Source organism: Duganella kummerowiae (assembly GCF_053572355.1).
The window spans coordinates 210,389-226,178 of the sequence record NZ_JBKFEH010000009.1; the positions used below are offsets into that span (position 1 = coordinate 210,389).

A 15,790-nucleotide genomic window follows, 5' to 3' on the forward strand; every position below is an offset into this window, starting at 1 on the left:
GCATGGGGCAGACGGGAAAGGAGGGCTGGCCGCTCAGTCGCTGCTAGTCTTGATACAGGCTCTTGCCGAAGCGCCCGGGGCGCGGCAGCCAGTTGCCCTGGATGTCGGCCGAGGCCAGGATGCGCTCGGCCTTGCCGATCAACAGGGCGCGCGGCACCAGGCCGATGTAGCGCGAGTCGGCGCTGTTATCGCGGTTATCGCCCAGCATCATGTACTGGCCGGCCGGCACCACGATGGGCGCGAAGCTGCGGCGCGCATTGTTCACCTGCGGCAGGAACTGGATGCGGTGCGCGCTGTCGCTACCGCCAGCCCCGCGCTGCAGCGATTCGCGCACCTGCAGCGATTGCACGGCGACGCCGCCGATGGCCTCGTCGCTGCGTCCCAGCGCCGCGTAATCGGCGCTGCGGCCATTGATGATGAGCTGCTCGTTGCGCATCTCGACCCGGTCGCCGGGCAGGGCGATGACGCGCTTGATCAGCCGGGTGCCGTCGGCCGGGGAGCTGAAGGTGACGATGTCGCCGCGCTGCGGCTCGCCGGTGGTGGTGAGCACGATGTCGGTCAGCGGCACCTTGACGTTGTAGGCCAGGCGGTTGACGAACACCACGTCACCCTCCAGCAGGTTGGGATGCATGGAGGCCGACGGTATCGGATTCCAGTCCGCCACGGCGGTGCGGAACACGCCGAACAGCGCGAGGAACAGCAAAAAGCCCTTGTTATCGCGGATCCAGTGCTTCATTGAATACTCCCTGAGTTGGTTGGTGGCGGATGCCTCGGAGAGTGTGGCGCGGCAAGCTTATTTGCGGCTTATTTATAGCTTAATATCAGCTTATCAATGCGCGCTTTTCTGCACCAGCGCGCTGCCCACCCCATGCCGCTTGCCCTCGCTGACGGCCGTCACGGTGCCATCCGGGTTGAACACCAGCGCGTTGGCGGCGCCGATTTCCTCCGCCTGCGCGGCCCAGTGCTGGCCGGTCTGTTCCAGCGCGCGCGCCTGCGCGCTGCCGGCAAAGCCGGGTTCGACGTCGGTGGCCGTGCCGTTGCGCTCGGACAGGCGCGGCGCGTCCACGGCCTGGTCCATGGGCAGGCCCAGGTCGATGTGGTTGACGATGGTCTGCAGCACGGTGGTGATGATGGTGGCTCCGCCCGGGCTGCCAATGGAGAAGGCCGGCTTGCCATCCTTGAAGGCCAGCGTGGGCGACATGCTGCTGCGCGGGCGCTTGTAGGCTTCCGGCACGTTGGGGGCGGGGCCGGTGAAGTCGAAGTCGGTCATCTCGTTATTGAGCAGGAAGCCGTAGCCCGGCACCACGATGCCGCTGCCGCCCCAGGATTCGATGGTGTAGGTATAGGACACGATGTTGCCATCCTTGTCGGACACGGTCAGGTGGGTGGTGTGCGCGCCCTCGGCCAGCAGCTTGCTGCTGTTGGGCCGCAGCGGCACGCTCTGGTCGTTCTGGAACGGGTAGGGATCGCCGGCCGGCTGCGGCGCGGCGGCGCGGTCCGGGGCGATCAGCTCGCGGCGGCGCGCCGCGTACTCCTTGCTGAGCAGCCCGGCCACCGGCGCATCCACGTATTCGGGATCGGCCAGGTAGGCGTTGCGGTCGGCGAAGGCCAGCTTGCTCGCCTCCAGGTACAGGTGTTCGGCGCGGGCGCGCGGCATGGATTTGAGGTCGTAGCCTTCCAGGATGTTGAGCGCCTCGGCCACCGCCACCCCGCCGCTGCTGGGCAGCGGCATGCCATAGATGTCGTAGCCGCGGTAGGTGCTGTGCACCGGCTGGCGCAGCCGCGCTTCATAGTTGGCCAGGTCGGCCAGCGTCATCCTGCCACCCCGGACCGATACGCCGGGCGCGGTGGGCGGCCGGTTGACGGCGGCCACGATGGCCTGGGCCATGGGGCCGCTGTAGTAGGCCTGCACGCCGCCGGCGGCCAGCTTGCGGTAGGCTGATGCCAGGTCGGGATTGCGCAGGGTGCTGCCGGCCGGCAGGGCCTTGCCGTTGCGCAGGTAGAGGGCCGAGGTGCTGGGGAACAGGGCGAATTTCTTCTCGTTTTCCGCCACCAGGCGGCTGAAGTTGGCGCTGACCGTGAAGCCCTTGCTGGCCACCGCGATGGCCGGCGCCAGCACCTGCCTGAAGGACATGCTGCCGTAGCGCTCCAGCGCCTCGTGCCAGCCGCGCACCGTGCCCGGCACGCCCACCGCGTTGCCGCTGGCGACTACGGTGTCGAAGTCCATCGCCTTGCCATCCTGCTGGAACACGATGGGTGTGAAGCTGGCCGGGGCCGTCTCGCGGTGGTCGATGGTGATCACGCGCTTCTCTTTGGCCAGGTAGATCACCATGAAACCGCCGCCGCCTATGCCGCAGCTGAAGGGATCGGTCACGCCCAGGGTGGCGGCCGCCGCCACGGCGGCGTCGATGGCGTTGCCGCCCTGGTTGAGGATATTCATGGCGGCCTGCGAGGCCGGTTCGCTGATGGTGGCGACAGCGCCGCCGGTGCCGGTGGCGACCGGCGTCTTGGCCCAGGCCGGCTGGGACAGTGCGATCAGGATGGAAGGTACTAGCGAGGACAGCAGGAGGGTGCGGGTCGGTGTCATGGAGGGCCGTGGTCGGTTCAGTTGACGGGGATATTACTCACCCGCAAGCTTACCCGATAATCCGGCGCGATTTCCTGCTGGGCCGGCACCGGCGGCGCGCTGTCGCCGGCCAGGGCCACGCGCAGGCCGTTGCGCCTGATGCTGTTGACGCCGTTCGGCATGTCCTGGGCCAGCACGAAGCTGGTGGACACGCCGTTGGGCTCGGTCACGGTCAGGCTGTAGCTGATGTAGCCGGCCCAGACGCACACGGCGCCGGCGCGGCAGCGGCTGTCGTTGACGCGGTCCAGGCGCAGGCTGCCGCCGCCGGGCAGGGCGGCGGCCAGCCCGGGCGCCAGCTCCACCGTGGTGTCGTAGGCCGGCGGACCTTCGGCGCGCACTCTTCCGGCGGCGCCGCAGGCATGCAGGCTGGCCAGCCCGCTCAGGACCAGCGGGACGACGATGATCTGGCGCAGGGCATGTTGCCCTATTCCTTGTTGCTGGCCTTGCTTCATGCGTGTCCTTTTAATAACAAACCTGGACAATGTAGCAAATCAAGAGGGATCGGGGCGCACGGCTAGGACGTAAAAAAACCGCCCGCAGGCGGTTTTTAGTGGGACCAGGCGCTGCTTAAAACAGCGGATTACACGTAAGCGGCCAGCGCGCCCTTCATTTTCTTGAGCGCCGCCACCTCGATCTGGCGGATGCGCTCGGCGGACACGCCAAACTCCTCGGCCAGGGTGTGCAGGGTGGCGCCGGAACCGTCGTCGTTGGCCAGCCAGCGCGACTCGATGATGCGGCGCGAACGCGGGTCCAGCTTGGACAATGCGCTTTCCAGCCCCTCCGACTGCAGACGGGTCACCTGTTCCGCTTCCAGCACCCGGGTCGGCTCGGTGGTGTCGGACGACAGGTAGGCGATGGGCGCGAATTTGTCGTCTTCGTCATCGGTAGGCGATTCCAGGGCGATGTCGCGGCCGCTCAGGCGCGTTTCCATCTCGATCACTTCCTCGCGCTTGACGTCCAGTTCCTTGGCCAGGCCGTCGATCTGGGCCGGGGTCATGGCGTCCAGGCCGGTCTTGTGGCTGCGCAGGTTGAAGAACAGCTTGCGCTGGGCCTTGGTGGTGGCCACCTTGACCAGGCGCCAGTTCTTCAGGATGTATTCATGCATCTCGGCCTTGATCCAGTGCATGGCGTACGACACCAGGCGCACGCCCTGGTCGGGGTCGAAGCGCTTCACGGCTTTCATCAGGCCGATATTGCCTTCCTGGATGAGGTCGGCGTGCGGCAGGCCATAGCCCAGGTAGCCACGGGCGATCGACACCACCAGGCGCAGGTGCGACAGCACCAGTTGCTGGGCGGCGCCCAGGTCGTTGTGTTCCTTCAGGCGCTTGCCCAGCGAGACTTCTTCTTCGTGCGACAGCATCGGCAGGCGGTTCACTGCCGAGATATAGGCGTCCAGGTTGCCCAGGTTGCCAGTGAAGCCGAGGCCCAGTGCACGGTTGGCGGCCGGTGCCAGCGCGGTCGTTGCGGACATCATGTTCATTTGTTTTCCTTCGCTCGAATTGTTGCAAGTCTCAAGATCAGACTGTGTTGAAACATATATTAGCACTCTCTGTCGATGAGTGCCAATCGCTCCAAATTTATCAGTCTGATAGTAAAAACACTATTGAGAGTTGAGATGCATTAAAGAATGCGCGATGGACCTTAGGACAGGCTTAACCTGCTTGAAACAAGGATAGGATGCCCCCAGGGGCGGCGTCGGTACGGCGCCGCACTCCGGGACGAGGATTACTTGAGGCGCGCCAGGTGGCGCTGTACGGACAGCACGGCGCCAGCCAGGCCGAGGCCGGCCGAGACGGCCAGCAGCCCGGCCATGGGCAGCGGCGCCAGCGGTATCAGCTGGAATTCGGATGCATACAGGCGGGCGAATTCGGCAATGGCCGTGTTCAGCGGCCGCAGCGCCAGGGCCACGGCGCCCAGCGCCACGCCGCCGGCGCACAGGCCCAGCAGGGCGCCGCTGTAATAGAAGGGGCGGTGGATGAAGCCGTCGGTGGCGCCGATCAGCTTGGACACCATGATTTCCTCGCGCTGTGTCATGACCTGCAGGCGGATGGTATTGAACACCACGGCCACCACCACCGTCCCCAGGGTGGCGGCCAGCAGCAGCAGGGCCAGGCGCAGCACGTTGAGCAGCGCCGCCAGGCGCTTGACCCAGGCCGAATCGACCTGCACCGTGTCCACCCCGGGCAGGGCGCGGATGTGCTCCGCCAGCTGGTCGACGTCGCCGCCGGCCTGGGCGTTGCGGAAGGCGTCCAGCTTGAGCACATAGCTGTCCGGCAGCGGGTTCTCGCCCAGGGCGCCCAGCACGTCGCTCATGCCGCTCTTTTCCTTGAGGGTGTCGAGCGCCTTTTCGCGCGGGGTGAAGATGATCTTGGCCTGCTTGTCCCTGACCGCCTGGCGCAGCTGCACGGCCAGCGCCTCGGCCTGTTCGCGCGGCGTGTCCTGCTTGAGGAAGACGCTGATTTCGGGATCGACCGACAGCTGCTCCGACATGGGCCGCACATTGTCCAGCAGGGTGACGCCGGCAAACGGCAGCGCCAGGGCAATGGCCACCACCAGGATATTGAACAGGAAACTGCCGGGCGCCCGGCGCACATGGGCCAGGGCCGCGCCCAGCGCGAACCAGTGTTGACGCAGCCAGTAGCTCATGCCGCCACCTCCGCGCCGCTGCTTTCCAGTTCGCCGGCGCGCAGGCGTATCACGCGTGCGGCGGCGTCCAGCATCTGTTCGTCGTGGCTGGAGATCAGGCAGGTCACGCCCACCGAATGGAAGGCTTTCAGCGCATCCAGTACGCGGTTGGCGCTTTCACGGTCCAGGTTGGCGGTGGGCTCGTCGGCCAGGATGATTTGCGGGCGGTTGACGATGGCGCGCGCGATCGACACGCGCTGCTGCTCGCCGCCGGACAGGGCCAGCGGGTTGGCGCCGGCCCGCCCGGCCAGCCCGACCTTGTCGAGGGCGGCGCGGGCGCGCTGCTCGGCCTGCTGGCGCGAGGCGCCCGTCACCAAGAGCGGCAGCATCACGTTGGCCAGGATGGAGCGGTCGTTCAGCAAGCGCTGCTGCTGGAAGATCAGGCCCAGGTTACGCCGCAAAAAGGGCACGGCGGCGGGCTTGATGCGGGCGATGTCCTGGCCGTTGACGATCACCTTGCCGGCGCTGGGACGCTCGATGGCGGCAATCATTTTCAGCAGGGTGGACTTGCCGGCGCCCGAGGGACCGGCCAGGAACACCAGTTCGCCCTTGCCGACCGTCAGGGAGATGTCGCGCAGCGCCGTCGCATCGGGGGAGTAGGATTTCGAGACGTGCTGGAATTCGATCATGGCGGGCAATCAGGCGAGCAGGGCTTCCACAAATTCCGCCGCCACGAAGGGCTGCAGGTCCTCGATTTTCTCGCCGATGCCGATGAAGTACACCGGCACCGGCCGGGTGCGGGCGATGGCGGCCAGCACCCCGCCCTTGGCGGTGCCGTCCAGCTTGGTGATGATCAGGCCGCTCAGCTGCAGGGCGTCGTCGAAGGCTTTCACCTGTGCCAGGGCGTTCTGGCCGGTGTTGCCGTCGATGACCAGCAGGGTTTCATGCGGGGCGCCGTCCATGCCCTTGCCGATCACGCGCTTGACCTTTTTCAGCTCTTCCATCAGGTGCAGCTGGGTCGGCAGGCGGCCGGCCGTGTCCACCATCACCACATCGGTGCCGCGCGCCTTGGCCGACTGCACCGCGTCGTAGGACACGGCGGCCGGGTCGCCCGAGGCTTGCGAGATCACGGTGACGTTGTTGCGCTGGCCCCAGACCATCAGCTGTTCGCGGGCGGCGGCGCGGAAGGTGTCGCCGGCCGCCAGCAGCACCGACTGGCCGTGCGACTGCATGTGCTTGGCCAGCTTGCCGATGGTGGTGGTCTTGCCGGCGCCGTTGACGCCGGAAATCATCATCACCAGCGGCTGGTGGCGGCCCAGCTCGAACGGTTTCTGCAGCGGAAGCAGCAGCTCGACCATCAGCTCCTTGAGGGCGGCCTTGACGGCGGCGGCGTCCAGCAGCTTGTCCTGCTTGACCCTGGCCTTGAGCGCATCCAGCAGGTATTCGGTGGCGTCCACCCCGGCGTCCGACATCAGCAGGGCCGCTTCCAGCTCCTCGTACAGCGCGTCGTCTATCTTGGCGCCGACAAACAGCAGCGACAGGTTGGAGGATGTCTTGGACAGCCCGGCTTTCAGGCGCGCCATCCATGACTGGCGCGGCGCCGGCTCTTCCAGCGGGTACAGGGCCTCGTCCTGGGGCGTGGCGGGCAGTGCCGGAGCGGGGGCTGCCGGCGTAACGGCCGGCGCGGCGGCCGGCACGGGATCGGGAACAGTAGTTTTTTTCTTGAAGAAACTAAACATGGATATGTGGGGGCAGAAGCGACTAGCCGCGCGGCCGGCGCGGCCGCGGCAGGGCATCAGCGGCTATTCTACCAGAGGGCGTTGCCAGCGGCCCGTCCGTGCTGACTGAATGACAAGCTTTCAGCCGGCAGCCGCGGCGCCGGCCTGGCGCTGGCGCCATAGCCCGATCACGCTGGCGATATCGTTCAGCTGCAGCACCCGCACATAGGCGGGCGGACGGCGCCGCAGCGCGATGCAGGCGCCGCCGGCCCACAGCTCCATGCCGGCCGGCAGGCGCTGGTGCAGCTCGGCCAGCCCATCCAGGGCTTGGCGTGGATTCATGGAAATGGAAAACGACAGCGCCACCACGTCGATGCGCTGGGCCCGGGCCGCCTCGACGATCTCCGGCACCGGCGTCTGCACGCCAAGCGACACGCACTGCGCGCCCTCGGCCACGCACAAGGCCTCGGTCATCAAGAGGCCCAGGCCGTGGCGTTCCTGCGGCAGGGTGGTGAGCAGGATGCGCGGCGCGCCCACGGCCGCCGCGCTGCCCTGCGGCATGGCAAAGATGGCGCTGCGCAGCACGGTCTTGAGCGACTCGGAGTATAGGTGCTCCTCGAACACGGCCAGGTTGCCGGCGGCCCAGGCGTCGCCCACCAGGGTGGTGAGCGGTGCCACCAGCTCGATCACGAAGCTTTTCAGGCCCATCATCAGCAGCGCCTGCGACAGCTTGCGGCGCAGGGCGTCCATCTGGTGGCTGCGGCACAGGTCCAGGTAGTCCTGCAGCTCGGGCGCGGCGACGGTTGGCCGCACCGGCACGGCCCGTTCGGCCATGCGCTGCAGCTCGGCGCTGTCCAGTTGTATCACCTTGCCGGGGCGAAAGCCGAGATCGATCAGGCGTTTGACCAGGCGCAGCTTGTGCACCTGTTCGGCGCTGTACAGGCGTTCGCCGTTGGGATCGCGCTGCGGGGTGGGGAACTCGTAGCGGCGTTCCCATACCCGCAGGGTTTCCTTGGCCACGCCAGTGTCGCGCTCAACGTCGCTGATGGTGCTGGAGACGGGTAGTGGGGAAACAGTCGTATTCATCAGGCAATCACGCCGGCACATGGTTGAGGTGGCGGCAAAACTTTGCACTACAGGTGCAAGCAAGGCGCGCTGCGGCGGACGGCAGGACGCGCTGAACATTCTACCTGCCTTTTCAGTGCGGAAGAACCGTGTTCGGCACGCTCGCCGCCATGGGCTGTTGCTGATTGCAAGCTTGTCCAAGACACACTGTTCATACCCCGAATCAAGCCCCGGATAGGCGCGTTTGCCCTCGCTTTGTCCAAGACAACATCGATGAAATAAGTGTTGCAGGATAGGCACGCAAGAAAGGTTTCCAATGTGAAGGATATTCCTGGTCTCCAGGGGAGCCCGCTGGCGGGATTGGTGGCCTTTTCGTGCTGTAGCCACGGCGTGCGCCGGCTGCAATTGCACCAATATGGCGCACATGACTGTCGGCACGCAGTCCGGAACCGGCCTTGCCAGCGCCTGCTGGTTCATTAAATCCATTCATGCTACTGCCTGTGTCGCGCCCCAAAAGGGTGCCGGCGGCGCACCGGTTTCGCCCGGATTCGGAGAAGTTGTCTCCTAATTTGTCTCCTATCTGCAACAGGTAGCAAAATATTACAAATAGAGACGTGCGTTAAGACGGACTCGTCAAAAGCCGAATTTCCCCAGCAAATGCGTGACTAGCACTATGAACAAAGTTGGAGAACCAGCTAGTTTGCGCAAAGAAACTGCCGCAGATGGGCCTGCGGTTGTTAGCTTATTCATATTGTGTCTGAAGTCGGCCGACGATAGTTCAGTATAGAATTACGTCAGAAATAGCAACATGGCTATTTCAGAACGAAGCAAAGCAGCAAAGTGTCCGCGATCCGGACCTCGGCTGGAAGCACGTGTCAGCTGGAAAACATTGGGACGCGGCAACATTGCTAACCTGGTTCTGTGACTGGAGTGTGACGCGGTTCGCCTATGTGAACTGCTTAACATGAAAGATTTTTAATCAGGACAACAGCTTGCCCGCAAGGACAAGCGCCAGTATAGTGCCGCCTCCGGTGAAAAATGCACCGTGATCAAGCCGGCAAAAGAGAAATCGGCCGCACATAAAAGTGAACGCCGTCCCGCGGGACGGCACAGTGGCAGCTGGGGAGTATGCCCTCACGCACAGACGGCGCCAGAGAGCGTGGCGTCGTGATAAGCACCGAACTAGCCGTAACTAAGCTTCAACTTTTTGCAGCAACACAACTGAGGAAAAAACGAATGAAAAAATCCCTGATCTCCATCGCCATCCTGGGCGCCCTGAGCAACGTCGCACTGGCGCAATCGAACGTCACCATCTACGGTACCGTGGATGCTGGCCTGACCAGCGAGCGTGGCGGTGCTGCTGGCAATGTGACCAAAGTAACGAGCGGTGCCGCATCGGCTTCGCGTCTGGGCTTCAAAGGCACCGAAGACCTCGGTGGTGGCCTGAGCGCCATCTTCACCCTGGAAGCCGGCGTGAAAATCGACGACGGCGCCCTGGACAACACCAACAACAAGCTGTTCAACCGCCAAGCCTTCGTCGGCCTGAAATCGACCGAAGCCGGCACCCTGACCCTGGGCCGCCAGTACACTCCGTACTACGAAACCCTGCGCGACGTCGCCGACCCGTTCGCCCTGGGCTACGCCGGCACCGCCAAGAACCTGTTCCCGGTCGCCGGCGTACAGACCCGTAACGACAACGCCATCGTGTACCGCACCCCGTCCCTGAGCGGCGTGCAGGCTGCCTTCTCGTACAGCCTGGGTGAAACCGCTGGCGACGCTTCGGCACAACGTCAACTGGGCGCCTCGCTGAACTACTCGAACGGCCCGCTGAACGCCAGCGTCGCGTACAACAGCCGCAACAACGACACCGCCACCCTGAAAACCGCCGGCATCGGCCACAACGCCCTGGTGGCAGTCAACTACGACTTCAGCGTCGCCAAAGCCTTCTTCGCCTATGGCAAAGACAAGGGCCTGAACAGCGCCGCCCTGGCCAACACCAGCAACCCCTACGGCTACACCGTGGTTCCGGTCGGCTCGCAGGACAGCAGCGACATCCTGGTTGGCGTGACCGCCCCGGTGGGTCAAGTCGGCACCTTCATGGCTTCGTTCATCCGCAAGAACGACAAAGAGCGTTTCGATCGTGACGCCGACCAGTGGGCCCTGGGCTACTCGCACGCCCTGTCGAAGCGTACCAGCACCTACGTTGCCTACGCCAAGATCAAGAACAAGAACGGCGCCAGCTACACCGTGGGTAACAACACCGAAGTCGGTAGCGGTGACAAAGCCTTCAACGTGGGCGTGAAACACTCCTTCTAATCCCTTCCGGACTTAGAAAACAGAACGGCTGCGCACTGCGCAGCCGTTTTTGCTTCTAGAATAAGGTTTTCTTTCGGAATTTTTCTCATGACACGCACCCGCGCCGCCGTGGCCACCCTGATATTGCTGGCGTCCTGCGCCGCCATCGCCGCCTCCAAACCGGCCCGCAAGGCCAGGCCCGCCGTGGACGGTGCACTGCCGCGTTACGGCATGGTGGTGTTTTCCGACCTGTGCATCAATCCCGACAGCGGCGAGTACGGCGGCCAGCGCATCACCCTGCAGCGCTTTGCCGAGGTCGATACGGTGCTGTACGAATACACGGCCGGCGGCCTGAGCTGGCCGGTGGTGGCCAGCGACGTCACCATCGATCCGCGCGGACGCCAGCTGTATTTCACGGTGGCGCCGCCGGACGAGCTGGAGCGCGTCATCAACGGCCATTTGTCCGAGGATGGCCAGACCCTGACCCTGGACGGCGGCTATTGCGAGGACGAGGCCGTACCCATGCGGCTGGCGCGCATCAGCGACTTCAGCCAGAAAGCCGGCCCCTGCAAGCCCTGTCCCGCACCCAAGCGCAAGAAGGCGAAGAGCGGGGCCGACCTGGACGCTTGAAACCTCAGGCCGTGCGCGCCGCCAGTGCGCCAGCGCGTATCGTTTCCAGCGTGGCGCCCGGCGTGATCAGGTTGCCGTCGTAGCGCAGCTCGATCAGGGCCGGCAACTGGCGCTCGGCGGCAAAGGCCAGCGCCCGTTCGAAGGCCGGCGCGAACTGCGCCGTTTGCGTCACCACCTCGCCCTGGCCGCCGTAGGCCTGCGCCAGCGCCGCGAAATCCGGATTGTGCAGCGTGGTGCCGGACACCCGGCCCGGATAGTGGCGCTCCTGGTGCATGCGGATGGTGCCGAACATGCTGTTGTTAAACACCAGCACCACCACCCCGGCCCGGTACTGGACCGCCGTGGCCAGCTCCTGGCCGTTCATCAGGTATTCCCCATCGCCCGCGAAGGCCACCACGGTGCGCTGCGGATCGGCGACCTTGGCCGCCACGGCGGCCGGTATGCTGTAGCCCATGGCGCCGCTGGTGGGCGCCAGCTGGGTGCGCATGGCGCCATAGCAGTGGTAGCGGTGGGCCCAGGTGGCGTAATTGCCGGCGCCGTTGGTGATGATGGTGTCGGCCGGCGCGATGCGGTCCAGCTCGCGCACCAGCTGCCACAGGTCGAGCGGGGCGGCGCCGTCCGCGAAAATCGGCGGCTGGCGCTGCCAGTCGGCCAGTTCGGCGCGTGCCTCGGCCACGCTGGCGCGCCAGGCGCCGCTGTCCACCGGCTCCATGGCGGCCAGCATGGCGGCCGCCTGCGGCATGCCGCTGGCGATCATCAGCTCGCCCTGGTAGACGCTGCCCAGCTCCTCGGGGTCGGGATGGATGTGCACCAGGCGCTGGCGCGGCACCGGCGGCTCGACCAGCGTATAGCCGCTGGTGGTCATCTCGCCCAGGCGCGGACCCATGGCGATCAGCAGGTCGGCCTCGCGCACGCGCGCCGCCAGTTTCGGGTTGATGCCGATGCCGACGTCGCCCACGTAGTGCGGATGGGCGTTGTCCAGCAAGTCCTGGAAGCGGAAGGCGCAGGCCACCGGCAGGGCGTTGGCCTCGGCGAAGCGGCGCAGGTCGGCGCAAGCCTGTTCGTTCCAGGTGCCGCCGCCCAGCAGCAGCAGGGGCCGGCGCGCCTGGGCCAGCAGCTCGCGCAGGCGGGCTATCTGGGCCGCCGAGGGCGAGGCTTGCACCGGCTGGTAGCGGCGGGTGTCGGCTACGGCGGCGGTGGCGGTCAGCATGTCCTCGGGCAGGGCCAGCACCACCGGGCCGGGGCGGCCGCTGGTGGCGACCTGGAAGGCGCGCGCCAGGTATTCGGGGATGCGCTCGGCGCGGTCGATCTGGGCCACCCACTTGGCCATCTGGCCGTACATGCGGCGGTAATCCACTTCCTGGAAGGCTTCGCGGTCGATGAAGTCGTTGCCGACCTGGCCGATGAACAGGATCAGCGGGGTGGAATCCTGGTACGCCGTGTGCACGCCGATGGCGGCGTTGGTGGCGCCCGGGCCGCGCGTGACGAAGCAGACGCCGGGCTTGCCGGTCAGCTTGCCATAGGCGTCGGCCATAAAGGCGGCGCCGCCCTCCTGGCGGTTGATGATGAAGCGGATGCCGGAATCGTGCAGGGCGTCCAGCACGTCCAGGTAGCTTTCGCCGGGTACGCCGAAAGCGGTGTCGACGCCGTGGATCTGCAGGGCGTCGACCAGGATCTGGCCGCCGGTGCGGGTGGGGTGGGTCATATTGCTGGCCTTTGTGGGGTGTTGGTGCTGGCATTCTACGGCCCGGCCAGGGCTGCGGCTTTAGCATAGGCGACACCAAATTACAGATTTACAGATTTACAGACGCGGGCTGGTACAATAGCGGCCGAAGCAAGCCAGACAGCCGCTGGCCAGCGCGTAATGCCTGGCGGGAGGAAGGTCCGGACTCCATAGAGCGGGGTGACGGTTAACGGCCGTCCGCTGAAATTCCCCCAGGGGATATAAGGCGAGGAATAGGGCCACAGAGACGAGCGTATTAAGTTACGGTGAAACGCGGTAACCTCCACCTGGTGCAATTCCAAATAGGCACGCGATGATGTTGCTCGCGGAGCGTGCGGGTAGGAAGCTTGAGCGCCGGAGTAATCCGGCGCCTAGAGGAATGGCTGTCATAGCGCGGGTTCGCCTGCGCCGTAACAAAATCCGGCCTATCGGCTTGCTTCACTTAATTCATTGTGGGTGCCGATGACACACTACATACTGGCCCTGGACCAGGGCACGACCAGCTCGCGCGCCATCCTGTTCGACCACCGCGGCCAGATCGCCGGCTGCGCGTCGCAGGAGTTCCCCCAGCATTTCCCCCACACCGGCTGGGTCGAGCACGATCCCCACGAGATATGGAATTCCCAGCTGACCGTGGCGCGCCGCGTGCTGCAGGAGCAGGGCGTGGAGGCGCGCCAGGTGCGCGCCATCGGCATCGCCAACCAGCGCGAAACCACGCTGGTGTGGGACCGCAAGAGCGGTGAACCGATCGCTCCGGCCATCGTATGGCAGGACCGGCGCACGGCCGGCCTGTGCGACCGCCTGCGCGAGGCCGGCAAGCACCGCCTGATCGCCTCCAACACCGGCCTGGAGCTGGACGCCTATTTTTCCGCCACCAAGCTGCAGTGGCTGCTCGATCACGTGCCCGGCGCGCGCGAACGGGCCCGCCATGGCGCCCTGGCTTTTGGCACCGTCGATAGCTGGCTGGCGTACAAGCTGACCGGGCGCCATGTGACCGACGTCAGCAACGCTTCCCGCACCATGCTGTTCAACCTGCACCTGATGCGCTGGGACCAGGACTTGCTGGACCTGTTCGACATCCCCGCGCAGATGCTGCCGGAAGTGGTGTCCTCCAGCGAGGAAGTGGGCATGACGCGCGAGTCCCTGTTCGGCGGCGCCATTCCCGTGGCAGGCATCGCCGGCGACCAGCAGGCCGCCACCTTCGGCCAGGCTTGCCACCAGCCCGGCATGGCCAAGAATACCTACGGCACCGGCTGCTTCATGCTGATGCATGCGGGCCGCCACGCCCCGGTCTCGCACAACCGCCTGCTCAGCACCGTGGGCTGGCGTATTGATGGCGAGACCGATTATCTGATGGAGGGCGCGGTCTTCATGGGCGGCGCCATCGTCCAGTGGCTGCGCGACGGCCTGGGCATCATCCGCTCCTCGGACGAGATCGAGGCGCTGGCCGCCAGCGTGCCGGACAGCGGCGGCGTGTACCTGGCGCCGGCGTTTACAGGGCTGGGTGCGCCGCACTGGGACCCGTATGCGCGCGGCGCCATGGTGGGACTGAGCCGGGGCAGCAACCGCGCCCACATTGCGCGCGCGGCGCTGGAATCCATCGCCTACCAGAGCGCCGAACTGCTGCTGGCCATGCAGAAGGACGCCAAACTGCCCATCACCGAGCTGCGCGCCGACGGCGGTGCGGCCCGCAACAACCTGCTGATGCAATTCCAGGCCGACCTGCTGGGCGTGCCGGTGCTGCGGCCCAGGGTCACCGAGACCACGGCGCTGGGGGCGGCCTACCTGGCCGGGCTGGCGGTGGGCTATTGGGACACGCGCGAGGAAATCGCGGCCCAGTGGGCATGCGAGCGCCGCTTCGAGCCGGCCATGGCGGACGACCAGCGCGCCGCCCTGATGGCGCGCTGGGCGCGCGCCGTGGAACGCGCCCGCGCCTGGGAAGATCCTATCTAAAAGTAGCGCACCCAGGCCATGCCGGTGCGCCGCTTGAAACGGGCGAAGGCGGCGCATGGCAGATACAGCAGCGGCAGCAGCAGCGCGCCCAGCGCCCACACCATCCACAGCGATTCGAACTCGTGGCGGCCTTCATGGTTGGGGCCCAGCGCCGCGAGCAGCAACGCGCGCAGCGCCAGCAGCACATACAGGTGCAGGATGTAATAGAACATGGGCGCCCCGCCCAGGGTGGCGCAGCAGCGCAGCGGGCCGTTGTCGCGGCCATCCATCCAGGCCAGCGCCAGGCAGCCGACGCCCAGCGTCAGCAGCAGGAAGTCCAGCGAAGGCGGGTACTTGGTGTAGTTCAGGAAGGACATCAGCGTGTGCAGGCCGTCCACGCCCTGGCGCCAGGGCAGGGTTTCGCCATACAGGTTGAAGCCGCGCAGCACCACCAGCAGGGCCAGCGCCAGCGCACCGGCCAGCAGCAGCCGGCGGCGGCGCCATGCGGCAGCCGCGACGTACCAGGGACCTGCCGCATAGCCCAGCACGATCACGCCTATCCACGGCAGCAGCGGATAACTGAGCTTGATGCGCAGCGGCCCCTCGGCCACCAGCCAGCCACGCTGGTGCAGGATGGACCACAGGGAGTAGCCGGTGTCGCGCGGCGCGAAGGCGACCGGCGTCAGCACATTGTGGCCGGCCACGATCAGCAGGCCCAGCGCCACCAGTGCAGGGCGCGGCAGCCGGTGCAGCACGGCCAGCGCCATCATGGCCAAGCCGATGGCCCAGATCACCTGCAGGTAGATCACCTTGGGCGGGAAGGCGTTGCCCCAGGCCGCGCTGATCACGGTCAGTTCCAGCAGCACCAGCAGCAGGCCGCGCTTGAGCAGGAAGCCGGTGGCCGGGCGTGGTCCTGCCGGCGGATGGGCGTACAGCCAGGCCGACAGGCCGGTCAGGAACACGAACATGGGGGCGCAGAAGTGCGCCGCCAGGCGGCTGAAGAACAGCGCCGGATCGATGCTGTCCACGTCCATCGGGTCGCCCACCTGCCAGCGCAGGTAGAAGCTTTCGCGTACGTGGTCGAGCAGCATGATGGCCATCACCAGGCCGCGCATGGCGTCGATGGAAGCCAGGCGCGGGCCGCGCGCGGCCGGTAAAGTCGTGCTGGTCATGGCG

Annotated in this window: 13 protein-coding genes and 1 other RNA gene; 4 read left to right on the forward strand and 10 right to left on the reverse strand. The window is 66.2% G+C overall.

Annotation, left to right across the window (positions count from 1 at the left end; translation table 11 throughout):
* Window positions 1-43: 43 nt before the first annotated feature.
* The 8 genes from lepB to ACLB1G_RS12140 all read right to left on the reverse strand — a co-directional run bounded on the left by lepB (window position 44) and on the right by ACLB1G_RS12140 (window position 8,055).
* Window positions 44-736, reverse strand: coding sequence for a signal peptidase I (gene lepB / locus ACLB1G_RS12105; RefSeq protein WP_491627459.1), 693 nt, complete (start codon window positions 734-736; stop codon window positions 44-46).
* A gap of 93 nt (window positions 737-829) precedes the next feature.
* Window positions 830-2,587, reverse strand: a complete 1,758-nt coding sequence (ggt, locus tag ACLB1G_RS12110) for a gamma-glutamyltransferase (RefSeq protein ID WP_491627460.1) — start codon at window positions 2,585-2,587, stop codon at window positions 830-832.
* A gap of 17 nt (window positions 2,588-2,604) precedes the next feature.
* A complete protein-coding gene (locus tag ACLB1G_RS12115; RefSeq protein WP_491627461.1) occupies window positions 2,605-3,078 on the reverse strand; it encodes a hypothetical protein in 474 nt (157 codons plus the stop codon).
* A gap of 128 nt (window positions 3,079-3,206) precedes the next feature.
* Window positions 3,207-4,106, reverse strand: coding sequence for an RNA polymerase sigma factor RpoH (gene rpoH, locus ACLB1G_RS12120; RefSeq protein WP_491627462.1), 900 nt, complete (start codon window positions 4,104-4,106; stop codon window positions 3,207-3,209).
* A gap of 245 nt (window positions 4,107-4,351) precedes the next feature.
* A complete protein-coding gene (gene ftsX, locus ACLB1G_RS12125) occupies window positions 4,352-5,272 on the reverse strand; it encodes a permease-like cell division protein FtsX (RefSeq protein WP_491627463.1) in 921 nt (306 codons plus the stop codon).
* Window positions 5,269-5,940 carry a cell division ATP-binding protein FtsE gene (locus tag ACLB1G_RS12130; protein WP_491627464.1) on the reverse strand — a complete coding sequence of 224 codons (672 nt, stop codon included), beginning with the start codon at window positions 5,938-5,940 and terminating at the stop codon, window positions 5,269-5,271. Before ACLB1G_RS12130 ends, ftsX begins: the two co-directional genes overlap by 4 nt.
* A 9-nt stretch (window positions 5,941-5,949) precedes the next feature.
* Window positions 5,950-6,990, reverse strand: a complete 1,041-nt coding sequence (gene ftsY / locus ACLB1G_RS12135; RefSeq protein WP_491627465.1) for a signal recognition particle-docking protein FtsY — start codon at window positions 6,988-6,990, stop codon at window positions 5,950-5,952.
* Window positions 6,991-7,110: 120 nt separating this feature from the next.
* On the reverse strand, window positions 7,111-8,055 hold the full coding sequence (locus ACLB1G_RS12140; RefSeq protein WP_491627466.1) for a MerR family transcriptional regulator: 945 nt from the start codon (window positions 8,053-8,055) through the stop codon (window positions 7,111-7,113).
* Window positions 8,056-9,270: 1,215 nt separating this feature from the next.
* On the opposite strand from ACLB1G_RS12140, the gene ACLB1G_RS12145 reads away from it, so the two are divergent.
* Both ACLB1G_RS12145 and ACLB1G_RS12150 read left to right on the forward strand, forming a co-directional pair.
* Window positions 9,271-10,350 (forward strand): porin, encoded by a 1,080-nt coding sequence (locus ACLB1G_RS12145; protein ID WP_491627467.1) that lies wholly within the window; start codon window positions 9,271-9,273, stop codon window positions 10,348-10,350.
* Window positions 10,351-10,437: 87 nt separating this feature from the next.
* Window positions 10,438-10,959: a hypothetical protein gene (locus tag ACLB1G_RS12150; protein WP_491627468.1), complete on the forward strand. Its 522-nt coding sequence runs from the start codon at window positions 10,438-10,440 to the stop codon at window positions 10,957-10,959.
* 4 nt (window positions 10,960-10,963) lie between these two features.
* On the opposite strand, the gene ACLB1G_RS12155 is transcribed toward ACLB1G_RS12150, so the two are convergent.
* Window positions 10,964-12,664 carry a thiamine pyrophosphate-binding protein gene (locus ACLB1G_RS12155; RefSeq protein WP_491627469.1) on the reverse strand — a complete coding sequence of 567 codons (1,701 nt, stop codon included), beginning with the start codon at window positions 12,662-12,664 and terminating at the stop codon, window positions 10,964-10,966.
* A 126-nt stretch (window positions 12,665-12,790) separates the two neighbouring features.
* Here ACLB1G_RS12155 and rnpB point away from each other — a divergent pair.
* An RNA gene (gene rnpB / locus ACLB1G_RS12160) (RNase P RNA component class A) lies at window positions 12,791-13,126 on the forward strand.
* Between the two features lie 18 nt (window positions 13,127-13,144).
* On the forward strand, window positions 13,145-14,635 hold the full coding sequence (glpK, locus tag ACLB1G_RS12165; RefSeq protein ID WP_491627470.1) for a glycerol kinase GlpK: 1,491 nt from the start codon (window positions 13,145-13,147) through the stop codon (window positions 14,633-14,635).
* Here the strand turns inward: glpK and ACLB1G_RS12170 are convergent.
* A complete protein-coding gene (locus ACLB1G_RS12170) occupies window positions 14,632-15,786 on the reverse strand; it encodes an acetyltransferase domain-containing protein (RefSeq protein ID WP_491627471.1) in 1,155 nt (384 codons plus the stop codon). The two genes, glpK and ACLB1G_RS12170, sit on opposite strands and share 4 nt — an antisense overlap.
* Between the last annotated feature and the right edge of the window lie 4 nt (window positions 15,787-15,790).